This window comes from Deinococcota bacterium, from assembly GCA_030858465.1.
Lineage (GTDB): Bacteria > Deinococcota > Deinococci > Deinococcales > Trueperaceae > JALZLY01.
In genome coordinates this window covers 1-18,948 of record JALZLY010000145.1, presented here as the reverse complement: position 1 = coordinate 18,948, position 18,948 = coordinate 1, and the positions used below count along the sequence as shown (strand labels likewise).

Annotated in this window: 25 protein-coding genes and 1 pseudogene; 12 read left to right on the top strand and 14 right to left on the bottom strand. The window is 65.3% G+C overall.

The window, feature by feature from the left end; all coding sequences use genetic code 11:
• The coding region (locus M3498_06945) for an FAD-binding oxidoreductase (GenBank protein MDQ3459020.1) at window positions 1-300 on the top strand (300 nt) is incomplete at its 5' end.
• Between the two features lie 49 nt (window positions 301-349).
• Here the strand turns inward: M3498_06945 and M3498_06940 are convergent.
• The 3 genes from M3498_06940 to M3498_06930 are packed head-to-tail and all read right to left on the bottom strand — an operon-like array spanning window position 350 to window position 1,641.
• Complete coding sequence (locus M3498_06940) at window positions 350-928, bottom strand: peroxidase-related enzyme (GenBank protein ID MDQ3459019.1); 579 nt, start codon at window positions 926-928, stop codon at window positions 350-352.
• 49 nt (window positions 929-977) lie between these two features.
• The gene (locus tag M3498_06935) at window positions 978-1,163 is read right to left on the bottom strand and encodes a hypothetical protein (GenBank protein ID MDQ3459018.1); all 186 of its coding nucleotides are present in this window, start codon (window positions 1,161-1,163) and stop codon (window positions 978-980) included.
• Window positions 1,164-1,179: 16 nt separating this feature from the next.
• Window positions 1,180-1,641, bottom strand: coding sequence for an NADH-quinone oxidoreductase subunit 15 (locus M3498_06930; protein MDQ3459017.1), 462 nt, complete (start codon window positions 1,639-1,641; stop codon window positions 1,180-1,182).
• A 134-nt stretch (window positions 1,642-1,775) separates the two neighbouring features.
• On the opposite strand from M3498_06930, the gene gldC reads away from it, so the two are divergent.
• Entirely contained in the window at window positions 1,776-2,123 is a 348-nt protein-coding gene (gene gldC, locus M3498_06925) for a gliding motility protein GldC (protein ID MDQ3459016.1), read from the top strand.
• A 234-nt stretch (window positions 2,124-2,357) separates the two neighbouring features.
• Here the strand turns inward: gldC and M3498_06920 are convergent, their stop codons facing one another.
• From M3498_06920 to M3498_06895, 6 genes are all read right to left on the bottom strand, one after another.
• Window positions 2,358-3,401 (bottom strand): ABC transporter permease, encoded by a 1,044-nt coding sequence (locus M3498_06920; GenBank protein MDQ3459015.1) that lies wholly within the window; start codon window positions 3,399-3,401, stop codon window positions 2,358-2,360.
• 2 nt (window positions 3,402-3,403) lie between these two features.
• Complete coding sequence (locus tag M3498_06915; GenBank protein ID MDQ3459014.1) at window positions 3,404-4,186, bottom strand: ABC transporter ATP-binding protein; 783 nt, start codon at window positions 4,184-4,186, stop codon at window positions 3,404-3,406.
• 71 nt (window positions 4,187-4,257) lie between these two features.
• Window positions 4,258-5,319 carry an ABC transporter substrate-binding protein gene (locus tag M3498_06910; GenBank protein ID MDQ3459013.1) on the bottom strand — a complete coding sequence of 354 codons (1,062 nt, stop codon included), beginning with the start codon at window positions 5,317-5,319 and terminating at the stop codon, window positions 4,258-4,260.
• 134 nt (window positions 5,320-5,453) lie between these two features.
• Entirely contained in the window at window positions 5,454-6,608 is a 1,155-nt protein-coding gene (locus M3498_06905; protein MDQ3459012.1) for a pyridoxal phosphate-dependent aminotransferase, read from the bottom strand.
• Window positions 6,609-6,627: 19 nt separating this feature from the next.
• The gene (locus M3498_06900) at window positions 6,628-6,825 is read right to left on the bottom strand and encodes a hypothetical protein (protein MDQ3459011.1); all 198 of its coding nucleotides are present in this window, start codon (window positions 6,823-6,825) and stop codon (window positions 6,628-6,630) included.
• The gene (locus M3498_06895) at window positions 6,815-7,114 is read right to left on the bottom strand and encodes a nucleotidyltransferase family protein (GenBank protein MDQ3459010.1); all 300 of its coding nucleotides are present in this window, start codon (window positions 7,112-7,114) and stop codon (window positions 6,815-6,817) included. Before M3498_06895 ends, M3498_06900 begins: the two co-directional genes overlap by 11 nt.
• 271 nt (window positions 7,115-7,385) lie before the next feature.
• Here M3498_06895 and msrA point away from each other — a divergent pair, with 271 nt between their 5' ends.
• The 5 genes from msrA (at window position 7,386) to M3498_06870 (ending at window position 10,016) form a co-directional block, all read left to right on the top strand.
• Window positions 7,386-7,928, top strand: a complete 543-nt coding sequence (msrA, locus tag M3498_06890; GenBank protein MDQ3459009.1) for a peptide-methionine (S)-S-oxide reductase MsrA — start codon at window positions 7,386-7,388, stop codon at window positions 7,926-7,928.
• A 34-nt stretch (window positions 7,929-7,962) separates the two neighbouring features.
• Entirely contained in the window at window positions 7,963-8,358 is a 396-nt protein-coding gene (gene msrB / locus M3498_06885; protein MDQ3459008.1) for a peptide-methionine (R)-S-oxide reductase MsrB, read from the top strand.
• Between the two features lie 150 nt (window positions 8,359-8,508).
• The gene (locus M3498_06880) at window positions 8,509-8,841 is read left to right on the top strand and encodes a DUF4342 domain-containing protein (GenBank protein ID MDQ3459007.1); all 333 of its coding nucleotides are present in this window, start codon (window positions 8,509-8,511) and stop codon (window positions 8,839-8,841) included.
• Between the two features lie 120 nt (window positions 8,842-8,961).
• Window positions 8,962-9,717 (top strand): hypothetical protein, encoded by a 756-nt coding sequence (locus M3498_06875; GenBank protein MDQ3459006.1) that lies wholly within the window; start codon window positions 8,962-8,964, stop codon window positions 9,715-9,717.
• The gene (locus M3498_06870; protein MDQ3459005.1) at window positions 9,645-10,016 is read left to right on the top strand and encodes a hypothetical protein; all 372 of its coding nucleotides are present in this window, start codon (window positions 9,645-9,647) and stop codon (window positions 10,014-10,016) included. The genes M3498_06875 and M3498_06870 overlap by 73 nt, the downstream gene beginning before the upstream one ends.
• Here M3498_06870 and M3498_06865 read toward each other — a convergent pair.
• The 4 genes from M3498_06865 to M3498_06850 form a co-directional block, all read right to left on the bottom strand.
• Window positions 9,980-11,755 carry an ABC transporter ATP-binding protein/permease gene (locus tag M3498_06865; GenBank protein MDQ3459004.1) on the bottom strand — a complete coding sequence of 592 codons (1,776 nt, stop codon included), beginning with the start codon at window positions 11,753-11,755 and terminating at the stop codon, window positions 9,980-9,982. The two genes, M3498_06870 and M3498_06865, sit on opposite strands and share 37 nt — an antisense overlap.
• A 56-nt stretch (window positions 11,756-11,811) precedes the next feature.
• A complete protein-coding gene (locus M3498_06860; protein ID MDQ3459003.1) occupies window positions 11,812-13,578 on the bottom strand; it encodes an ABC transporter ATP-binding protein/permease in 1,767 nt (588 codons plus the stop codon).
• A 116-nt stretch (window positions 13,579-13,694) separates the two neighbouring features.
• Window positions 13,695-14,039 (bottom strand): hypothetical protein, encoded by a 345-nt coding sequence (locus tag M3498_06855; protein ID MDQ3459002.1) that lies wholly within the window; start codon window positions 14,037-14,039, stop codon window positions 13,695-13,697.
• Window positions 14,040-14,446: 407 nt separating this feature from the next.
• On the bottom strand, window positions 14,447-15,412 hold the full coding sequence (locus tag M3498_06850) for a threonine/serine dehydratase (GenBank protein MDQ3459001.1): 966 nt from the start codon (window positions 15,410-15,412) through the stop codon (window positions 14,447-14,449).
• A gap of 627 nt (window positions 15,413-16,039) precedes the next feature.
• On the opposite strand from M3498_06850, the gene M3498_06845 reads away from it, so the two are divergent.
• From M3498_06845 to M3498_06835, 3 genes are read left to right on the top strand one after another with little or no spacing between them, the layout of a single operon-like run.
• Window positions 16,040-16,867, top strand: a complete 828-nt coding sequence (locus tag M3498_06845) for a hypothetical protein (GenBank protein MDQ3459000.1) — start codon at window positions 16,040-16,042, stop codon at window positions 16,865-16,867.
• Window positions 16,868-16,909: 42 nt separating this feature from the next.
• Window positions 16,910-17,149 (top strand): hypothetical protein, encoded by a 240-nt coding sequence (locus M3498_06840; GenBank protein ID MDQ3458999.1) that lies wholly within the window; start codon window positions 16,910-16,912, stop codon window positions 17,147-17,149.
• Window positions 17,146-17,538, top strand: a complete 393-nt coding sequence (locus M3498_06835; protein ID MDQ3458998.1) for a PIN domain-containing protein — start codon at window positions 17,146-17,148, stop codon at window positions 17,536-17,538. The genes M3498_06840 and M3498_06835 overlap by 4 nt, the downstream gene beginning before the upstream one ends.
• 110 nt (window positions 17,539-17,648) lie before the next feature.
• On the opposite strand, the gene M3498_06830 is transcribed toward M3498_06835, so the two are convergent.
• Window positions 17,649-17,897, bottom strand: coding sequence for a hypothetical protein (locus tag M3498_06830; GenBank protein ID MDQ3458997.1), 249 nt, complete (start codon window positions 17,895-17,897; stop codon window positions 17,649-17,651).
• Window positions 17,898-17,956: 59 nt separating this feature from the next.
• Here M3498_06830 and M3498_06825 point away from each other — a divergent pair.
• Window positions 17,957-18,144, top strand: a pseudogene (locus M3498_06825) (type II toxin-antitoxin system HicA family toxin).
• 19 nt (window positions 18,145-18,163) lie between these two features.
• Window positions 18,164-18,625 (top strand): type II toxin-antitoxin system HicB family antitoxin, encoded by a 462-nt coding sequence (locus M3498_06820; GenBank protein MDQ3458996.1) that lies wholly within the window; start codon window positions 18,164-18,166, stop codon window positions 18,623-18,625.
• The last annotated feature ends 323 nt before the right edge of the window (window positions 18,626-18,948 follow it).

Sequence of the window (18,948 nt, the reverse complement as noted above, 5' to 3'; positions counted from 1 at the left end):
GTCTACGCCGGCCGGCTGGCGGACCGCCTCTACGTCGGCGGCAACCACCGCCCGGCGGAGTGCGCCGACCCCGGCGCTCCCGCCCAGCTCCAAAGGGCGGCGACCTGGTTCCTGCCGGGCCTGGCGGCGGCCGCGCCGCTGTCGGTGTGGACGGGCGTCCGCGCCAAGCGGGAGGGCAACCTCCCCGTCACCTCGGCTCTGGCGCCCGGCCTCTGGTTCATGGGCTGCTTTGCCGGTCGTGGCTTTCTGAGCGCCGCGCACGTCGCCAGGGCCTTGGCGGAAGGGCTCACCGGAGGCTGAACCTTCCGGCGAGCCCTTCCGCGGCCCAACTCAGCTTTGTGGCTGCTTGCTACGGTGCTGGCTGACGGTGCTGGCTGTAATAGACCTCGTTGGGCTTCCAGCCGAGCGCGTTGGCGAGGCGGTTGGTGAAGTTGAACATCGCCGCCACCTGCGCCAGTTCGAAGATGGCCTCGTCGCTCAGGCCCTCTTCTCGCAGCGGCGCTAAGTCCTCCGGGCTCATCTTGAACGACTCGTTGGTCAGCTTGACGGCAAAGTCCAGCAGCGCCCGCTCGCGCGGACTCAGCGCGGCGCGGCGGTAGTTGTGGGTGATCACCTCGGCCATGACGTGGTCGCCGGTGAGCTCGCGCAGGTAGGCGCCGTGTGAGCCCAGACAGTACTCGCAGCGGTTCTCGGCCGAGACCACCAGGCCGATCATCTCGCGCTCGGCGCGGCTCAAGGCGCTCTCCTCGTCGCGCATCAGGAAGTCGTAGTAGCGAAACCAGCGCATGAAGTGTTCGGGCGTGAGCGCGAAGACGGGAAAGACGTTGGGAACCAGGCCGAGCTTCTCCTCGGCCTTGGCGAAGAGGTCTTGGGCCTTTTCGGGCAAGTCTTCGACTTCGGGCACGCGCAGCCAGCTGATGTTGTCCATACCCCTACCATACTCCAAACCTCCGCTAGCCGAGGCTCGAGCAGACCCCTCACGGCTCCTCGGCGACGCCCTCGCCCGCGACCTCCTCGAAAAGGGCGCAGGACAAGACGGGCTGGCCCGGGTAGCGCGGCAGCTCGGGGTGGCTACACAGCGCGAAGAGGCTAGCCCTCGAGCTGCGGACCAGCCTGGCCCAACGGCAGACCCCGCAGAGCCCGCCCCTGGCAGCCTTTATCAAAGCGAGGCGATCCTCTTCAGTCAGCTTCGACAACCTTGGGGGCGCTCAGCTCCGGCTCCCGCGCGCCCGCGGCGGGAGTTCTGAAGCCAAAAAGCTCGTCCATCAGGTGCTCGAACATCTCCCTGGTAAAGGGCCGCTTGCGCTCCTCGACCAGGGAGTCCTTCTCCGGGCTCCACTTGAGCTTGCGGTAGACATGCGAGTCGAAGGGGTGCAGGGTGATCTCCTTGAAGACCGCGTGGCGCGGGCTGGCGCTCAGCAGCACGACCGGATGGCCGTCCTCCCGGTTCAGGCTCGCCGTCATGGTGATGACCGGCAGGTCGTAGGGCCGCTCCATGCGGTAGATGTAATCGGGAAAGTCCGCCTCGGTCTTGTAAAAGACGGCCTCATGCGCGCCCGCGTAGCTCTTCATCCACTCGAGCAGCTCCCGCCAAACCTCGTAAAACGCCCGCTCCCTCTGCGCCCTGTCGCCCCGGTTCATAAGCCGCCCCGGTTCGTAAACTCGCTGGTCGTAAACTCGCTGGTCGTAAAGCCGCTGGTCATAAGCCCAAGTCTAGCGCAAGCGCCGGTTAGAATGACGCTACTGCCACCCTTTCGGTTCAGCAAAGGACGACCATGACCAAAATCGCCAAGACTTCGGAAATCAAATTCCTCGTTCACTTAGACGACAAGCACGTGCCCGAGGCCATCGAATGGCAAGCCAGCGACGCAGCCGAGCCGGGCAGCCAGGCGGCCAAGGCCGTCGTCTTGGCCATCTGGGACCAGGAGGCGCAGAGCACCTTGCGCATCGACTTGTGGACCAAGGAGATGCCGGTAGACGAGATGAGCGAGTTCGTCTACCAGACGCTCAGCACGCTCGCCGACTCCTACCGCAACGCCACCGGCAACGGCGAGGCCGCCACGGCCTTGAAGCGTGCCGGCGAGGACTTTATCCGGGCGGCGAGGGCGGCCGAAGGCGACTAGCCCCTGCGTCCCCGCCGTGGCCGCGCAAAAGGTATAGAAAGATGATGGAGCAGAGAGGCAACGGGCGGAGGGAAACAAAAAAAAGCGCCTTTTCGTGGCGCTAAGTAAAATCATATTACCCCACTATGCGCTATTCGTCAAGGGCATGCGCTCGAGCAGCCGGTCACTCCCCTCGACTGGCGCCGAGGCGGGAACAGGCAGGCGAAACATGGCTGAAACCGCCTCTTTCACCCGTCACCTCCGCCACGGCATCGCCTTCCCCTCCAGCCACTGGAGCCCGTAGGTCAGCCCCACCCCGAGCGCCATCACCACGAAGAGCCCGGCGTACATCTTTTCGACCACCAGGATCTGCCAGTAGTAGAAGACGAGGAAGCCGACCCCGGTCTGCGAGCGGATGAACTCGACCGCGACCACGACGATGAGCGCGGTGCCGAGCGCCAGGCGCAGGCCCGAGAAGATGATGGGCAGGGCGCCGGGGATGATGACGTGGCGGAGCATCTGCAGCGGGCCCGCGCCGTAGTTCCTGCCGACCTCGAGGTAGACGGGATCGATGCCGCGCACGCCGGCCATGGTGCTTATAGCCACCAGGAAAAAGGCGCTGATGGCGACGACGGCGATCTTGGGCCCCTCGCCGAAGGGGTTGGGGAAGATCAGCATCATGAGGGGAAAGATGGCGATCTTGGGCAGGACGTAGATGGCCGAGATGGTCGCGTCGAGCATGGTCCGCACCGCCCTGTTGAGCCCCATCGCCATGCCGAGGAGGATGCCGGGAAGGGCGCCGATGGCGAAGCCGGCGAGCACGCGCATCAGCGTGGCGAGGACGTGGCTCTCGGTGAAGAGGCGCGCTACGCCGCTCCAGCCCTCCTCGGGGTAGACGCTCGGAATCAGCCAGGGCCGGCCCAGCAGGCTGGTCTGGTTGAAGCGGTCGAAGGTGACGACGAGGTCCCAGAGCGCCGCGGCGATACGGCTGGGCGGCGGGAACCAGCGGGCGCTTACGATGCCGGCGCTCACCATGACTTCCCAGGTGACGAGGAGCAGCAGGGGGAAGCCGAAGGCGAGGACGCGCTTGTAGAGGCCCTGATGGCGGTAGGCGACCCGCCCCTCGACGCGCTCGGCAATAATGACGACGAGGATGAAATCAGCGAAGAGGATGGCCCACCAGAAGCCCTGCCACAAGCCAAAGAGCGTCGCGGCAGCGTTTAGGAGGACGAGGCCGCCCGTGTAGAGGGCGAGGTCGCGGTCCTCGCCCTTGCCCTTTCGGGGCGCTTGCGCGGCCACCTTCACGCCTGCGCCCGCATCGCCTTCTTGACCTCGTCCTCGAGCGCCTCCCAGATGGCGCCCCTCAGCCGCGCGAACTCGGGGGTGGCGGTCGTCCTGACCGTCCGCGGGCGGGGCAGGTCCACCCTGAACTCGGCCTTGTTGGTGCCGGGGTGCGCGGTCATGAGGACGACGCGGTCGCCCAACAGGACCGCCTCGTCGATCGCGTGGGTGATGTAGACGACCGTCTTGCGGTGCGCCTCCCAGATGCGCAGGAGCTCCTCTTGCAAGACGGTCTTGGTCTGCGCGTCGAGCGCGCCGAGGGGTTCGTCCATGAGCAGGACCTCGGGGTCGTTGGCGAGCGCTCTGGCGATAGAGACGCGCTGCTTCATCCCGCCGGAGAGCTGCGCGGGGTAGTAGCCGGCGAACTTGCGCAGGCCCACCCGCCCCAGCCATTCGTCGGCGACGCGGTAGCGCTCCCCCTTGGCGACGCCGCGCATCTCCAGGCCAAAGGCGACGTTGTCGATCACGGTCTTCCAGGGAAAGATGGCGTACTCCTGAAAGACCACGTTGTTGAGCGGCTTGCCGGCGTCGCGCCCCGGCCGGATGCGCACCTCGCCACTCGACAGCGGCACCAGCTCGGCCAGAATGCGCAAAAAGGTGCTCTTGCCGCAGCCCGAGGGCCCCACGATGCAGACGAACTCGCCCTCTGAGACCGTCAGGTTGAAGCGCTCGATGGCGGTGGTGGTCCCTGCGGCGGAGGGAAAGGTCTTGGTGACGTCACGAGCGAGAATCTTTGCGGGCATGGTCCACCTTATCGTATGAAGGGAACAGGCGAGGGAAAAGCTCCCCTCGCCTGCCACGCTGAAACGCGAGGTCAGTTTTCCTCGTACTCCCCCAGTTGCTCGCGCGCCCAGTCGACAAAGGAGGGGTCGACGACGTTCTCCAGGTCGATAGGCTCGTCGTACTCGGTGCGGCCGTTCTCGCGGTGAACGCGCTCGACATCGGCGAGACCCTCGATGGGGATGACCCCGTTCGGGTCGAAGACGAGCAGCGCGTCGCCGCGCACCGCCTCCTCGGTGGCGTCGACGTAGCTCAAATAGGCGTCTATGTTCTCTCTAGCCAAAAAGTCCTCACCCTGCATCAGCCGAGCGGCCTCCATGAGCGCCAAGGTGAAGCGCCGGGCGGCCTCGGGCCGCGCGCGGATAAACTCGCCCGAGCCGACAAAGGCCACCGTCATCAGGCCGGGCGTGAGATCGCCGGCGAGCACTGTGGCGAAGCCCGCGTCCTCGACCCCTTGCGCGTAGGGCGAGCCGAGGATGCCGGCGTCGATGGCGCCCCCCTCAAAGGCGGCGGGCATGTCGGGGTTGCCGACATTGATGAGATTCACGTCGCGGATGGTCAAGCCGCCGAGCTCGAGCGCCTTGGTCGCTAGATACTCCCCGCCGCTGCCGGGGCCGCCGGCGACGGCGACGTTGCGCCCGCGCAGGTCCGCAACCTCCGAGATGGCCCCGGTCTCGTGAAGGTCGCCGCGGACCATCAGCTTGGTGGGGCTGTTCTCGAAGGGCTCGAGGCCGCCCGGCGCGAAGACGCGGAGGTCGAGCCCCTGGTGCCAGCCGTTCCAGAGCGAGGTGACGATGGCGATACCGCCCACGTCGATTCTCCCCTCGCTCAGGAAGGCGATCGCCTCGGTGCCCGAGGCGACGCGGTTGATCGTCACGTCGAGGCCGTACTGGTCGAACAGCCCGCGCTCGGCGGCGACGTAAAGCGTCGCGAACTTCATGATCGGCACATAGGCGACCGAGACGCTCTCGCGGGGCTCTAAAGGCTCGGTCGCGCGGCCCTCCTCGGCAAACACCCCAGTGAACGCCCCAGTGAACGCCCCAGTGAACGCTCCGGCGAGGGCGACGGCAAACAAAACCATTAACCAACGTCTCATCGTTTCTCCCCTTTCAACTCCGCCCCCTTCATAAGGGAGCCGTCTGTGAATGCTCCATCCTATCATCGCCCGTGCGGGGCGCGTCCAGGCCTTTTGGAACGTTCTGGAGCATGCCTCTGGGCTGGCGAGCCCTGCTAGTCAAGAAGCTTTTTGATGCGCTCCAAAGCTTTCTCGATATTTTCCATGCTGGTCGCATAACTCAGGCGGGCGTGACCCGGCGCCACGAAGTCGGTGCCCGGCACCACGCCCACGTGGGCCTGCTCGAGCAGCATCAGGCTGGCCTCGGTCTCGTCCTGGTGCAGCGGCGTGAGGTCGCTCATCACGTAAAAGGCTCCCTGCGGCAGCGGCGTCTTCAGGCCCATCGCGTTGAGCCCTTTCACCAGCACGTCGCGGCGCTCCTGGTAGGCCTGCTTGGTCATCTCGATAAAGTCGCGGGTCTTGTCGACCTCGTTTAAAGCCGCCACCGTGGCGTGCTGCGCTATGCTGTTGGCGCCGCTCGTCACCTGGCCCTGCAGCCTGTTCATCGCCCTCACGAGGTCCCTGGGCCCGGCCCCGTAGCCGATGCGCCAGCCCGTCAGGGCGTAGGCCTTGCTGGCGCCGTGGATGACCAGCGTCTTGTCCTGAGCGTATTTGGCGACCGAGGTGAACTCGCCCTCGTAGACGAGGTGCTCGTAGAGGTCGTCGGCGAAAATCCACAGGTCGCGGCTGATGGCCAGCTCGATGATCGCCTTGACCACCTCGGGCGGATAGACCGCGCCGGTGGGGTTGCTGGGCGAGTTGAGGACGATAACCTTGGTGCGCGGGGTGATCGCCGCGCGGATAGCCTCGGGGTCGGGGATGAAGCCGTCCTCGGGCCGGGTCACCACGGGCACGGTGACGCCACCCGCGAGCTGCACCTGCGCCGGGTAAGACACCCAGTAGGGCGCGGGCACGACGACCTCGTCGCCGGGGTTCAGGACGCTCAAAAAGCCGTTGTAGAGCACCTGCTTGCCGCCGGTCGAGACGATTATCTGGTCGGGTGTGTAGGAGACCTCGTTTTCGCGCTTGAACTTGTCCACCACCGCCTGACGAAGCTCGAAGGTGCCCTCGGAAGGGGTGTACTTGCTCAAGCCCTTGTCGATGGCCTCGTGGGCGGCGGCGAGGACGTGCGCGGGCGGCTGGAAGTCGGGCTCGCCCGCGGTCATGGCGATCACGTCGGCGCCGAGACGCTTCATCTCGACGGCCTTGGCGTTGAAGGCGACCGTAGAAGAGGCCTTGAGGTTTTGAATCGCGCTGGATAGCTGGGGCATGTTCTCTCCTCGCCCAAGCCTACCGCAAAACGCCGCGCAGGAAATGGCCTCGACATCCACGGATAATACGGATAATGATGAAGTTGTAGGCGACTGCGTCGAGAGCTTGGGGTTTGGCGAAGAAGGTCGCGGGCGTCATGCCCTTGGTGCAGTGCTGGATTTTGCGGATGGCTTCGAGGATGTCTTCGATCCGGAGCCGCCAGTCTCTAGGCAGCATGGACGACGTCTTTTTCGATGCGTTCGCGCAGCTTCGGGCGAATAGCTCCGGGTGTCAGCAGGTCGACTCTGCAGCCGAGCAACCCTTCCAGATGTGTCTTGAGTCGGGAGAGCGTGAAGAATCCGGCGCCCGCATCGGGGCAAAAGACGACCAGCACATCGACGTCGCTCGCTTCGCCGGCTTCGTTGCGGGCGGTGGAGCCGAAAAGGGACAGGGTCTCGACGCCGAAGTGCGCCTTCAGCTCGGGCATATGCACCTTGAGGATGGCGAGGGTTTTGTCTCGTTGCATGCGGGTGCCTCCCGTTTCAGTATAGGCGACGTGGCTGTCTCTTTGGCGCGCTCGAGCCCGGCGCGGTCGGATAGCCAGTGCCAGCCTGAGCGTCGGCTCGAGGCTAGCCAAGGCATCGGCGGCCCGGTCGTAAGCGGCAGGATGCGGGTCAGATTGCGCTGCTCACTCTCGTGTTGCCGATCGCACTTCCTGATAGCGCACTTCCTTATGATGGGATGATGGAGAGACACTCGAGCAAAGGGAGTAGACTTGTATGACATCACCCGCGAACATGCCCTCAGACAGGGAAGCGGCCACGCTTGGCGGTGGCTGCTTCTGGTGCGTGGAAGCCGTCTTCGTGAATCTTCAGGGGGTCGAGGAGGTGGTCTCCGGCTACTCCGGGGGCCAGGTGGCAAACCCCAGCTATCAGCAGGTCTGCTCGGAAACCACCGGGCATGCCGAGGTGGTCCAGATCACCTTTGACCCCAAAGCCATCTCCTACCGTGAGATCCTGGAGATCTTTCTGACCACCCATGACCCCACCCAACGCAACCGGCAGGGAGGCGACGTGGGCTCGCAGTACCGCTCCGTGATCTTCTATCACAGCGCGGAGCAGAGGGCGACCGCCGAGCAGGTGATCGCCGAGTTCGATAGGGCAGGTACTTGGGGCGCGCCGATCATAACCGAGCTGGCGCCGCTCACGGAGTTTTATCCCGCCGAAGCCTACCACCAGGATTACTACGCGCAAAATCAAAACCAGCCCTACTGCCGAGCGGTGATCGCCCCGAAAGTGGCGAAGGTCCGCCAAAAGTACCGCGCCAAACTCAAGCCGTGAGGCCCTTATGGAGGCCCTTATGAAGGAGGCTTTTATGAACAAGGTCGAGAAGTCCGAGGAGCAGTGGCGAAAGGAGCTCACCCCCGAGCAGTACCGGGTCATGAGGCAAAAGGGCACGGAGCGTGCCTTTACCGGGGCGTATTACGCCAGCAAGGAGAAGGGGGTGTACCGCTGCGCCGCCTGCGGCACCGACCTCTTCAGCTCCGAGACCAAGTACGATTCCGGCAGTGGCTGGCCGAGCTTCTACGCCCCGATCGCGGAGGAGACTGTCCGCGAGGAGATAGACGACAGTCACAAGATGCGCAGGACGGAAGTGCTCTGCAACGTCTGCGAGTCGCATCTCGGGCACCTGTTTGCTGATGGGCCCGAACCCACCGGGCTGCGCTACTGTCTCAATTCAGCCGCTTTGGAACTCGAAAAGGGTCGGTAACCGCCCCTAGGGGCGTTAGTAAGGCGGACAGGCTCGAGCCTCCAGCCGCCGACCAGCCGCTCCGGACGATGACCTTTGGCACTTACCAACCGCAGGGCCAAGGGTGCATACTGAACAGCAGCGCCCGAGGGCGCTGGAAAGGAGCAAGCGATGAGCGAGGAACAGGGCAGACGCACCTTCAAAGAAGAGGTCGAAGTCGCCGGCACGCAACTCGTCGAGCGCGTCAAGGAGCTCGCCAAGGAGAGCAATACCCGCCGCGTCATCATCAAGAACACCGAGGGCGAGGAACTCATCACCATACCCCTCACCTTCGGGGTGGTAGCGGGTGGCATCCTCACCCTCTATGCACCGCTCCTGGCCGGCTTGGGCGCCATCGCCGCGCTCGTCAGCAGGGTCAGGCTCGAGGTCATCCGCGAGGAAGAGGAGGGGACCGAAACGGCGCAAGCGGACCCCGCGGAGCCAGGCTCGCCCCAGCGGGAGTAAGCGGTTTGCAGACGCGTCTTTGGCGCCAAACGAGGCACCGCGGGCCAACGCCGAAACCGGACAAGTTTCGGCGTTGGTTTTGAACTGCCACTTGCCACTTCACCTATGAAAGGAAACGTCATGACGACATTGCAACGCTTCGCCGCCCTCTTCTTGCTGCTGAGCCTGGCGGTGCAGGCGCAAGACCAGGCTCAAAACCCCGAAGCCTACACCGGCTACTGGCAGGGCAGCATCGAGATTCCCGGAGGTCCCCTGGGCGTCGGAGTCGAGTTCAACATCGAAGGGGACGCTCTCACCGGCGCCATCGACATTCCCGCGCAAGGCGCGGCGGGCTTGCCGCTCGAGAACATCGCCCTCGAGGACGAAGCGCTCACCTTCGCCATCGCGGGCGTGCCCGGCGAGCCGACCTTTATCGGCAGGCTGGTGGGGGAGAGCCTGCGGGGGGACTTCAGCCAGAGCGGGCAGACCTTCCCCTTTGCGCTCGAGCGCGCCGAGGAGGCCCTGACGCTGCGCCGCCCGCAGGACCCCGTACCGCCCTTCCCTTACCGCGAGGAGGAGGTCCGCTACTCGAGCGGGCAGGCGCGACAGTGTAGGGCCACTAGGCCCCCGCTAGTGCAGGTACTACGCCGGCGCAGGTCGAGGCGCAAGTCGCCTACCTTGGCGACCTGGTGGCCTCTATCCGGGCGGGCGACCTCGAAGCGGCCCGAGCCCGCACCCGCGCGCGCATGGAGGAGAGCTTCGCCGACCTCCCCGAGGAGGAGCGCCCGACGCCCGAGGAGCAGGCCTTCGCCACGGAGGCCCAGGTGGCGACTGTGGGCGCCGGCTGGTTCCAGGACTTTCTCACCTTTGACCCGGCCCCCTATCTGCGAGACCTGACCGTGCCGCTCCTGGCCGTCTACGGGGGGCGCGACCTGCAGGTTCCGGCGGAGCAGAGCGAGGGGCCGCTGCGCGAACTGATGCGCGAAGCGAGCAACGAGGACGCGACCATCGTCGTCTTTGACGGCCTCAACCACCTCATGCAGCCCGCCGAGACGGGGGGCATCGAGGAGTACGGGCAGATCGAGACGACCATCGCGCCGGAGGTGCTCGAGCTGCTCGCCGGGTGGCTGAGCGAACGCTTCGGCGAGCCTTGGCCGGCTCAGGCCGCCTCGGCGCCGCGGTACTGGACCCGGTAGAGCCGCGCGTAGTAGCCGCCCCGGGCGAGCAGCCCCTCGTGGCTGCCCTCCTCGACGATGCGCCCCCTGCGCATGACCACGATGCGGTCGCAGCCTGCTATGGTCGAGAGCCTGTGCGCGATGATGATGCTGGTGCGGCCGCGCATGAGCTTTTTCAGGGACGCTTGGATCCGCTCCTCGCTCTCGCTGTCGACGTTCGCCGTGGCCTCGTCCAAGACGAGCACGATGTCGGGGTTGTGGATGAGCGCTCGCGCAAAGGCCAGCAGTTGCTTCTGGCCGGTCGAGAGGGTGGCGCCGCGCTCTCTCACCGGCGTGTCGTAGCCCTGCTCGAGCCTGGTGATGAAGCCGTGCGCGCCGACGTAACGGCAGACCTCGATCAGGCGCTCCCTGGGAATCGTCTCGTCGTCCAGGCTGAGGTTGGAGGCGATGGTGCCGGCGAAGAGAAAGACGTCTTGGAGCACCACGCCGATGTGCCTTCTCAAATCGCGCTGGGCGTAGTCGCGCACGTCTACACCGTCGACCAGGACGCGGCCCTTTTGCACGTCGTAGAACCTCGAGATGAGGCTGATCACGCTGGTCTTGCCCGCGCCGGTGGCGCCCACCAGCGCTACCGATTCGCCGGCGCGCACCCGCAGGTCGATGCCGCGCAGGATCCAGTCCTCCTCCCTGACGGGCCGGCCCGGCGGGTTGTAGGCGAAGTGGACACCCTCCAAGGCGACCTCGCCGCGAAAGTGCCGGACGGCTAGAGCGCCCGGCTTGTCCGACACCCGCTCGGGCTCGTCCAGGACGCTGAAGATGCGCTCGGCGCTGGCAAAGGCGGCCTGGAGGATGTTGAACTTGTCGGCCAGGTCCTGGAGCGGCGTGAAGAGCCGCCGCAAGAGCTCGAGCATGGCGACCAGGGTGCCGATGGTCAAGACGTCGGGCCCGGCCAGCGCGCGCAGGCCGCCGTAGAGCAGCGTCAGGGCGACGCCCACTTCGGCGATCAAGCCCACCAGCGGGTAGAAGATGCTGTACCAGCGGATGGCCTCGACGTTGGCGCCCAGGAGCTGGCCGTTTAGGGCCCCGAAGCGCTGGTGGTTGCGCGCCTCACGCCCGAAGAGCTGGATGGTGACCATGCCCGACAGGTTTTCGTTCAAGTAGCTGTTCACCGTCGCCTGGTAGAGGCGGGTCTGCCGAAAGGCGTCACGAAGCTTGACGCGCAAGTAGGCGCTGGCGACGAGCATGACGGGCAAGACCGAAAAGGCCACCAGCGCCAGGCGCGCGTCGTAGAGGAGCATGGCCCCGGCGAAGACGACGATCAGAAAGGCGTCCTGGGCAAAGCCGACCAGGCCCTGGGTGAGAAACTGGTTGATGGCGTCCACGTCGCTGGTGACCCGGGTCATCAGCCTGCCCACCGGGTGGCGGTCGAAGTAACCCACCGGCAGGCGCTGGAACTTGGCGAAGAGGTCGCGCCTGAGGTCGCGGACGATTCTTTGGCTGAGCAGGGTGAGCAGGTAGACCTGAAGGTAGCGCAAGCCGAAGGCGAGCAGGCCGAGGCCTCCGAAGAGCGCGGCGATCCGCAAGAGATTGTGGTAGCGCGCTTCCGGGCTCAGGCCGGCAAAGGCGGCGACCGGCGCCAGCGACTCGTCGATGGCGCGCCTGAGCAGGTTGATCATGGCGGTATCGACGAGCGCGAAGCCCAAGAGCGAGAGCAGGGCGACCCCGGTGATGGGCAGGTAGGGACGAATGTAGGCGAGCATGCGCCCGAAGAGGACGGCGTCGAAGTCGCGGCGCTGGGGCTCGTCGGGAAGGGGCGTCAAGCGCCCTCCTCCGGCTCGGCGCCGAGGCGCTGCCGGCGCTCGAGCTCGGCATAGGGTCCGCCGCGCCCCAGCAGCCCCTCGTGGCTGCCGGTTTCGACGATGCGGCCGTTCTCGAGCACGGCGATCTTGTCGGTGTGGCGCAGGGCCGAGACGCGGTGCGAGATGAGCAAGACGGTGCGGTCCCTCATCACCTCGCGCAGGCCGCTGAGGATGCGGCTCTCGGTCTCGGTGTCCACCGCCGAGAGGGCGTCGTCGAGAACCAAGATGGCGGGCTGCCTGGCGATCGCCCGGGCCAGGGCGGTGCGCTGCCGCTGGCCGCCGGAGAGGGTCACGCCGCGCTCGCCCAGGAGCGTCTCAAAGCCGTCTGGAAAGCTCTCCACGTCGCGCGCCAGGTCGGGCGTCTGCGGGCCGCTCAGCGCCCGCGAGGGCGCGAGGCCGAAGCCGATGTTTTCCGCCAAGCTCTCGGAAAAGAGAAAGGGCTCCTGCGGCACCACCCCCAAGCTTCCCCGCAAGACCGCCAGCGGCACCTCGCGGATGTCCCTACCGCCCACGCGCACCTCGCCCTCGTCGGGGTCGAACTCGCGGCTGAGGAGCGCCGCCAAGAGCGACTTGCCCGAGCCCGTGCGACCGGTGATGCCCAGGCTCGAGCCGCGCGGGACGCGCAGGTCGATGTCCTCGAGCAGCGCCTTGCCGCCGCGCCGCAGGCTCACGCCGCGAAACTCGATGTCGCCCTCCAAGATGCCCTCCAGGCGCTCGGCGGACGAGTCCACCTCACCGTCGGCCACCTCACCGTCGGCCACCTCCGGCCTCTCGTCGAAGAGCGCCCTCAGCCGCTCCCACGAGGTCGCGCCGCGCTGGTAGATGGTGATGAGCCGGCCGATCGCCACCACCGGCGTCGCCAGCATCGCCAGGTAGCTCGTAAAGGCGATGTAGTCGCCGACCGTGAGGCCGCCGCCAAAGACGACCAGGCGGCCGCCGTAGAGAAGGATGATCAGGGCCGCCGCCACCATCATCAAGCCCATGATTGCCGCCATGGGCGCCTCCACGCGAGCGAGCGCCAGGTTGAGCCGCACGTAGTCGTCGTTGAGCGCGGCAAAGGCGGCCATCTCGCGGTCCTCTATGGCGTAGCCGCGCACCACCCGCGCCCCCGAAAAGTTCTCCTGCGACTTGGCGGCGATCTCGGAGAGCTTGGCTTGCGCCGCCTGAAAGCGCTGCGCCACCAGCCGCTTCAAGACCGCCGCCACCGCGACCATGACGGGCACCGTGGCCAGGACCAGGAGGCCCAGGGCCGGCTCGAGGCCGATCATGGCGGCGAGCGCGCCCAGGGTTATCAGGCTCACCCGGCTGCCCATGTTGATCCCCGGTCCCAGCAGCTCGCGCACCGACAACAGGTCGCTGGCCAGCCGGTTCATCAGGTCGCCGGTCCTCGAGCGCTCGTAAAAGGCCCGGTCCAGCGTGGCGAGGTGCGCGAAGAGGTCGCCCCTGAGCTCCGCTTCGATCTGCCGCGAAGCCACCACCATCTGGCGGCGCTGCACCAGCCCAAAGCCGGCCGCGACCAGGGCGGCGGCGGCGATCAGCAGCGCGTAGAGGGCGAGTTCGCGGGGGCTGGCCCGGCCCGTCTCGAGCGCGTCGATGGCCAGGGCCAGGATGCGCGGCGAGACCAGCATGAAGAGCACCGTCACCAGCACCGCCGCGGAACCGATCAGGTACTGGCGGCGGTGCTGGCGGAGGTAGGGCGAGAGGTCGCGGTAAACCTGAAGCATCGAAAACTCTCAGCGATCATGGCACTCAGGCCGGGCATGGACTGAGAGGTAGCCGACGCTGAGGGAGCCGCCGGTCGAGCGACACCCTTCAAGGCGGAACTGCTCGAGCGGGCCGCTTAGCCCGCTGGCCGGCCCGGTTGCGGGGGCTCGATCTGCGGTTCGCGCCGCGGATCATAATCCGGGTTGTCGGGTTCCTGCTCGGGCGGGGTATTCGGCTCGGGCAGGTCCGGCTCGGGCTCGCGCCTCGGCAGGTCCCTGTCCGGCTGTGGGTCGCCCGGGTCGATGCCGGGCGGGAACTCGGGGAGATCGCGGCCTGGTTCCGGCAGGGTCGGGTCCTGGCCCGGCGGCAGGTCGGGAAGGTCCCTGCCGGGCTCTGGAAGGGTGGGGCCCGTGCCGGGAGGAAACGTCGGAAGGTCTCGGTCTTGCCCGGCGGCCAGCCTATAAGGTTCAAGCTTCATCATCGTGCTCCTTTCTTTTGGCATTATGCTCCTTCGGCGGCTGAGGACATTGCAGCGCAGGCATGAGACGCCGTAGTACCCGCACTAGGGTCTGTCTGACTAAAGCTAGATTTAACGTTCCTGACGGACTTAAAGAGTATTTAGCCCAAAAGGGTGATTTTCGCGTGCAGTACGGCAATGAGACCTGTTCAATCAGACAGACCCTAGCGGGGGCCTAGTGGCTCTACACTCCTGCGCCGGCTGCGTGTGAGGATTTTGTTACCCCCTGGCCGCTACAGTATCTATCAGAAGGATGAGTTCCCCCCTCATCCTCATCTCCTCTCCCCAAAGGCCTCGCATCCCCCAGCGAGGTCTTTTTCTTAACCCAAAGGTCCCGGCAAGTCAAGAACATGACGCCTTGTCTGGCACGGTCACAGCCACGCCCGCATCTGCTCGAGCGTGAGGTTGCCGCCACACAAGAGGGTGCCGACGCGCCCGCCCCTCATGCGCTCCGGGTGCTCGAGCAGCGCCGCCACCCCGACCGCCCCCGAGGGCTCGACGACCACGCCCACGTGCCGGTGCAGGAGCCGCATGGCCCGAAGCGTCGCCTCGTCGCTCACCAAGAGGGCGTCGTCGATCAGGCCGCGCAGGTCCGTGAGCGCCTCCGGGACGGGCACCCGCACGCCGATGCCGTCGGCGATGGTATCGATGCGCTGGTGGGTGACCAGGCGGCCCGAGCGCCACGACTCGGTCATGGCGGGCGCGCCGGCGGCCTGCACGGCGATCACCTGGGTGCTCGGGCGGTAGGCTTTGATGACGCGCCCCACCCCGCCGATCATGGCGCCGTTGCCGAGCGGCACCAAGAGTACGTCCGGGGCATCGGGCAGGCGCAGCAGCTCGAGCCCCATCGTGCCCGCGCCCTCGGCGGTTTCGGGGTCGAGGCCGTCCTCGACCATTCTGGCGCCCGCCTCACGGGCAAAGCGCTTGGCCTCGAGCTTGGCCGCGTCGAAGTCGTCGCCGTGCAGGCGAAGCTCGGCGCCGAGCGCACGCATCCGCTCGAGCTTGAACGGGTTCGCCGTCTCAGCGGCAAAAATGCTGATGGCGAGGCCGCGCCGGCGGGCGGCGAAGGCCATCGCCTGACCGAAGTTGCCGGCGCTCGCGCAGACCAGCCGCGGCTGCGGCGTCAGGCCGTCCAGCGTGGACATGAAAAAGTCCGCGCCGCGTCCCTTGAACGAACGGATGGGGTTGAGCGTCTCGAGCTTGAGCACGAGCCGCACGCCCAGCTCGTCGCCGAGCGGCTCGCAGACGAACTGCGGGGAGTTCAAAAAGACGGGGTCGATCACGCGGGCGGCGTGGTCGATGCGCTCCAGGGACAGGCGGTGCGGGGTGTCGGGCATGCTCTTATATACCAGACGGTGTGCCTCAGTGCCTCGACTTTGGCCCTAAGACCGACCAGGAGAGTTCGCTTTACCGTGATTTGAGACGCGTTGCCCCTCACATTTCAGTCTTCAAGCGGCCCAAGCGCACATGCCGAAACAGGCAAACTCACCTTCGACACCGTGAGTTTGCCTGTTTCTGTTCCAACCAGGTAGAGGTCGCTCACGCGTCCTTCGGCCTCCGTGATTTTGGTCAGCCTCCGCCTTGCTCTCCGTGCTGCTTGCCGTAGACGACGCCTTTCTTCTTCACGAGCGGGTAATTCCTGGGCTCCTGCAGATTCCTGAAATCGTCGTTTATGGGGGTATGGTCTTGTCATCGGCGCTTACCTGCTTTACTTTGCCGGGATTATCCTTAAGACCGACTATGAACTTCTCGTTCTGGCGTTCTTGTGCTTTGCCCTATCTGTAGCAATCGACGTTACGCTCCCCACCACGTCAAGGGTGACCTTTGTCGAGGATAGCTTCAAACTCGCCGGCATCGTCTTCTGGCTCCTCTACTTTTTCCGCGCTGCTCAAAGCGCGATTCGCGGCACCCTGTCAAGGGAAAGGTCAAGGCGCTACAGCAGTTGATTCGCTACGGTGGTGCGCATGCGCTGGACCCGACAAGCAGCAGGTTTCTCGAGAGGCAAAGCGCTCCTTTGCTGGCTGGTCGCGGCGGACCTGCTCTTTATCTCCCTGCACTTCGTTCATGTACGTTGGGGGTCCGCCCTCGTTGCGTGGTCGACCAGCACCGCCTTTAGGATCGACACGGATCAGGGCTTTGCCGAGCTATTCCAGTACCTCAAACTCATCCTCATCATCTGGCTGCTGAGCCGGCTCTTCCTCAAGTGCCGCTACGGAACAGCGGGCGCCTGGGCGGTCGTGTTTACGTTTGTTCTTCTCGATGACGCCTTCATGCTCCACGAGCGCTTGGGCGTCGTCGTGGGCAACCGCGTGGCCCCTCCTCTCGCTTACGGTTTAGGAAGCCACGAGGTCGGTGAGCTGCTGGTGTGGGCGGTTGCAGGCGTGACGATGGGAAGCTTGGTTTTGCTGGCCCACCTGAGAAGCTCGAGGGAAGGCCGGATTGTCTCGAGGGGGCTGCTTATCCTCTTTGCCGCCCTGGTGTTTTTTGGTCTTGGTGTCGATGTGCTCCACAACATCTTGAGCAGGAAGCACTTGGCGGACGCGCTGCTCCAGAGCGACGCCGATAGGGTGACGCCCGTCGTTATGGCAGCCAAAAGCCTTCTCCACGGCGCATCCTTAAGCACCACCATCTCGACCTTGACGGTGCTGCCCGCCCTCTACGCGGCGCTTCTAACGGTCGGCGAGGCCGTGCAAGGAGCCATGCGGCTCGACCTGATGTTTACGCTGGTGGAGGACGGCGGCGAGATGATCGTGGTGAGCTTGATTGCCGCCTATATCCTAAGGAATGTATGAGCCTGGTGTATGTGCTATGATTAAGCGTTTAGGAGGTGGGTGGTGCGCGTAACGGTTCATGTTCCCGATGCCATCGGGCAGACGGCGGAGCAGGTAGCCAAGCAGGCGGGAAAGTCGGTGTCGGCGCTCTACGCCGAGGCCATCGAGGCGCACGTCAAGGCGCTGCGTCGCAAGCAGGCGATAGCAAGCATCAACAGCCTCATCGGCAAGACCTACGTCGCTCCCGACTTCGACGAACAACTCAAGCAGATGCGGCGGGAGTCGGACAGGGACTTTGAGTGATTGGACTCGACAGCGGATTTTTCATCCGGCTTCTCAAAGAGGACGAAGGCGCAGCAGCCCTATGGGCCAAGGTCACGGCCGAACCACAAGAGGAGGCGCTCGTTTCCTGCCTCACGCTGTATGAGCTTCAGCGTAGCGGTCTTCGTGGCCTCACCGAACGGAGGAAGACGGACCTTTTGTTAGACGCGCTACCGCATGTCTGCCGCATCCTGTGGCTGAACGATGCGGAGCTTGTTCGCCGCGCGGCGCGCATCGCCCACGGCAATGGGCTGGCGATGGCCGACGCGCTCATCCTGACCTCGCTCATGGAGGCGAACGCGGAGGTCATCTACACCACCGACAGTGACCTCGAGCGCTACCAGGCGGGCCCGCCCGTCGTGAGGCTCTAAGACCGTAGGGCTTTAGGAGGCACGACATGACCGGTTACGACCGCCCTCAGCCGCCCCGAAGGACGGCTGCAACACCTGCCACGGCTCGAGTCCATCAAGGACCTGACGTTTCAATCCTCAGCCGCCCCGAAGGACGGCTGCAACTTCTTCCAGCGCTCGTGCTGAGCCCAGTACCCGTGGAAGCCATCGGCAAGCCAGTAGCTCGAGCCGTCCCAGTAAACCTCCATCGGCTCGAATTCGGTACCGGACTCCATGAGTTCGGCGTACTCGAGGTAGACGGCTTCTACAATTTTCTCCCGCATCCGGGTGCCGCCGTCGATGCGGATCTCGCTCAGGTCGATGATTTTGATTTCGCTCATGTCACTCCCTTCCTGTTATCACCATTGACAACGAGCACCAATTTTGATAACACACCTGTATGAAGGTACGCGCCGTCATCAAGCTCATCAAAGAGGACGGCTGGTACTTTCACCGCTCCGGCAAAGGGGACCATAAAATCTACAAGCACCCCACCAAGCCGGGGATCGTGCCCATCGACGGCAAGCCATCCGAGGACATGCCCAAAGGCACCTCAACAAGGTTCTCAAGCTCGCGGGGCTGAAGTAAGACGTATGAGAGGAACTGCATGAAGTATCCCTTCGTAATCGAAAAAGCGCCCAGGAACTACGCTGGTTTCTTCCCCGACATTCCTGGGGTCGCCACCGCCAAAACCAAGGAAGAACTCAAGGAACGCATGGCGGAGGTGCTGGCGCTCACCCTCGACGAACTCAGAGCAAGCGCTGCGGCTATCCCAGCGCCCACACCGCTGGATAAACTCGATGTCAGCGAGTACGAGCCCGAGGAGCCTTTCGAGATCGCGGAGGTAGAACCCGCCCCCATGAACCCAGTGAGCCTCGAGATCGAGCGGGCGATCCGCGCGGCTGGGCTCAGCGAGTCCGAGGTGGCGCGGCGCATCGGCACCAGCCGCGCGGCGATGACGCGCATCACCAATCCGTTCTATTGGGGGCACAGCCTGAGCACGCTGCACAAGCTGGCGGACGCCCTTGGCGCCCAGCTCGAGGTGAGTTTGAGGCCCAGAGCTGCTTAAGGTCACCGCTTGCCCCGCTTCTTGTTCTGACTGAACCTCACCGGGTGCGAGCACCGCGCAAAATGGCTCACGCCGTCCGCCTCGACCTACACGCTACCTCTTTGTCGCTGGGTTGGTCACGAAGTAGATGCGCGTGCCGCAGGCCTCGCACCCCTTGCTCCAGGCCGTGCTGGTGTCCACATCGTTTCAATCCTCAGCCGCCCCGAAGGACGGCTGCAACTTGACGCCCAAGAGCAGCCAAGGAACCAGCGGCCAGTTTCAATCCTCAGCCGCCCCGAAGGACGGCTGCAACAAGGCTGGAAGTACGTAGCGCGGTACTCCGT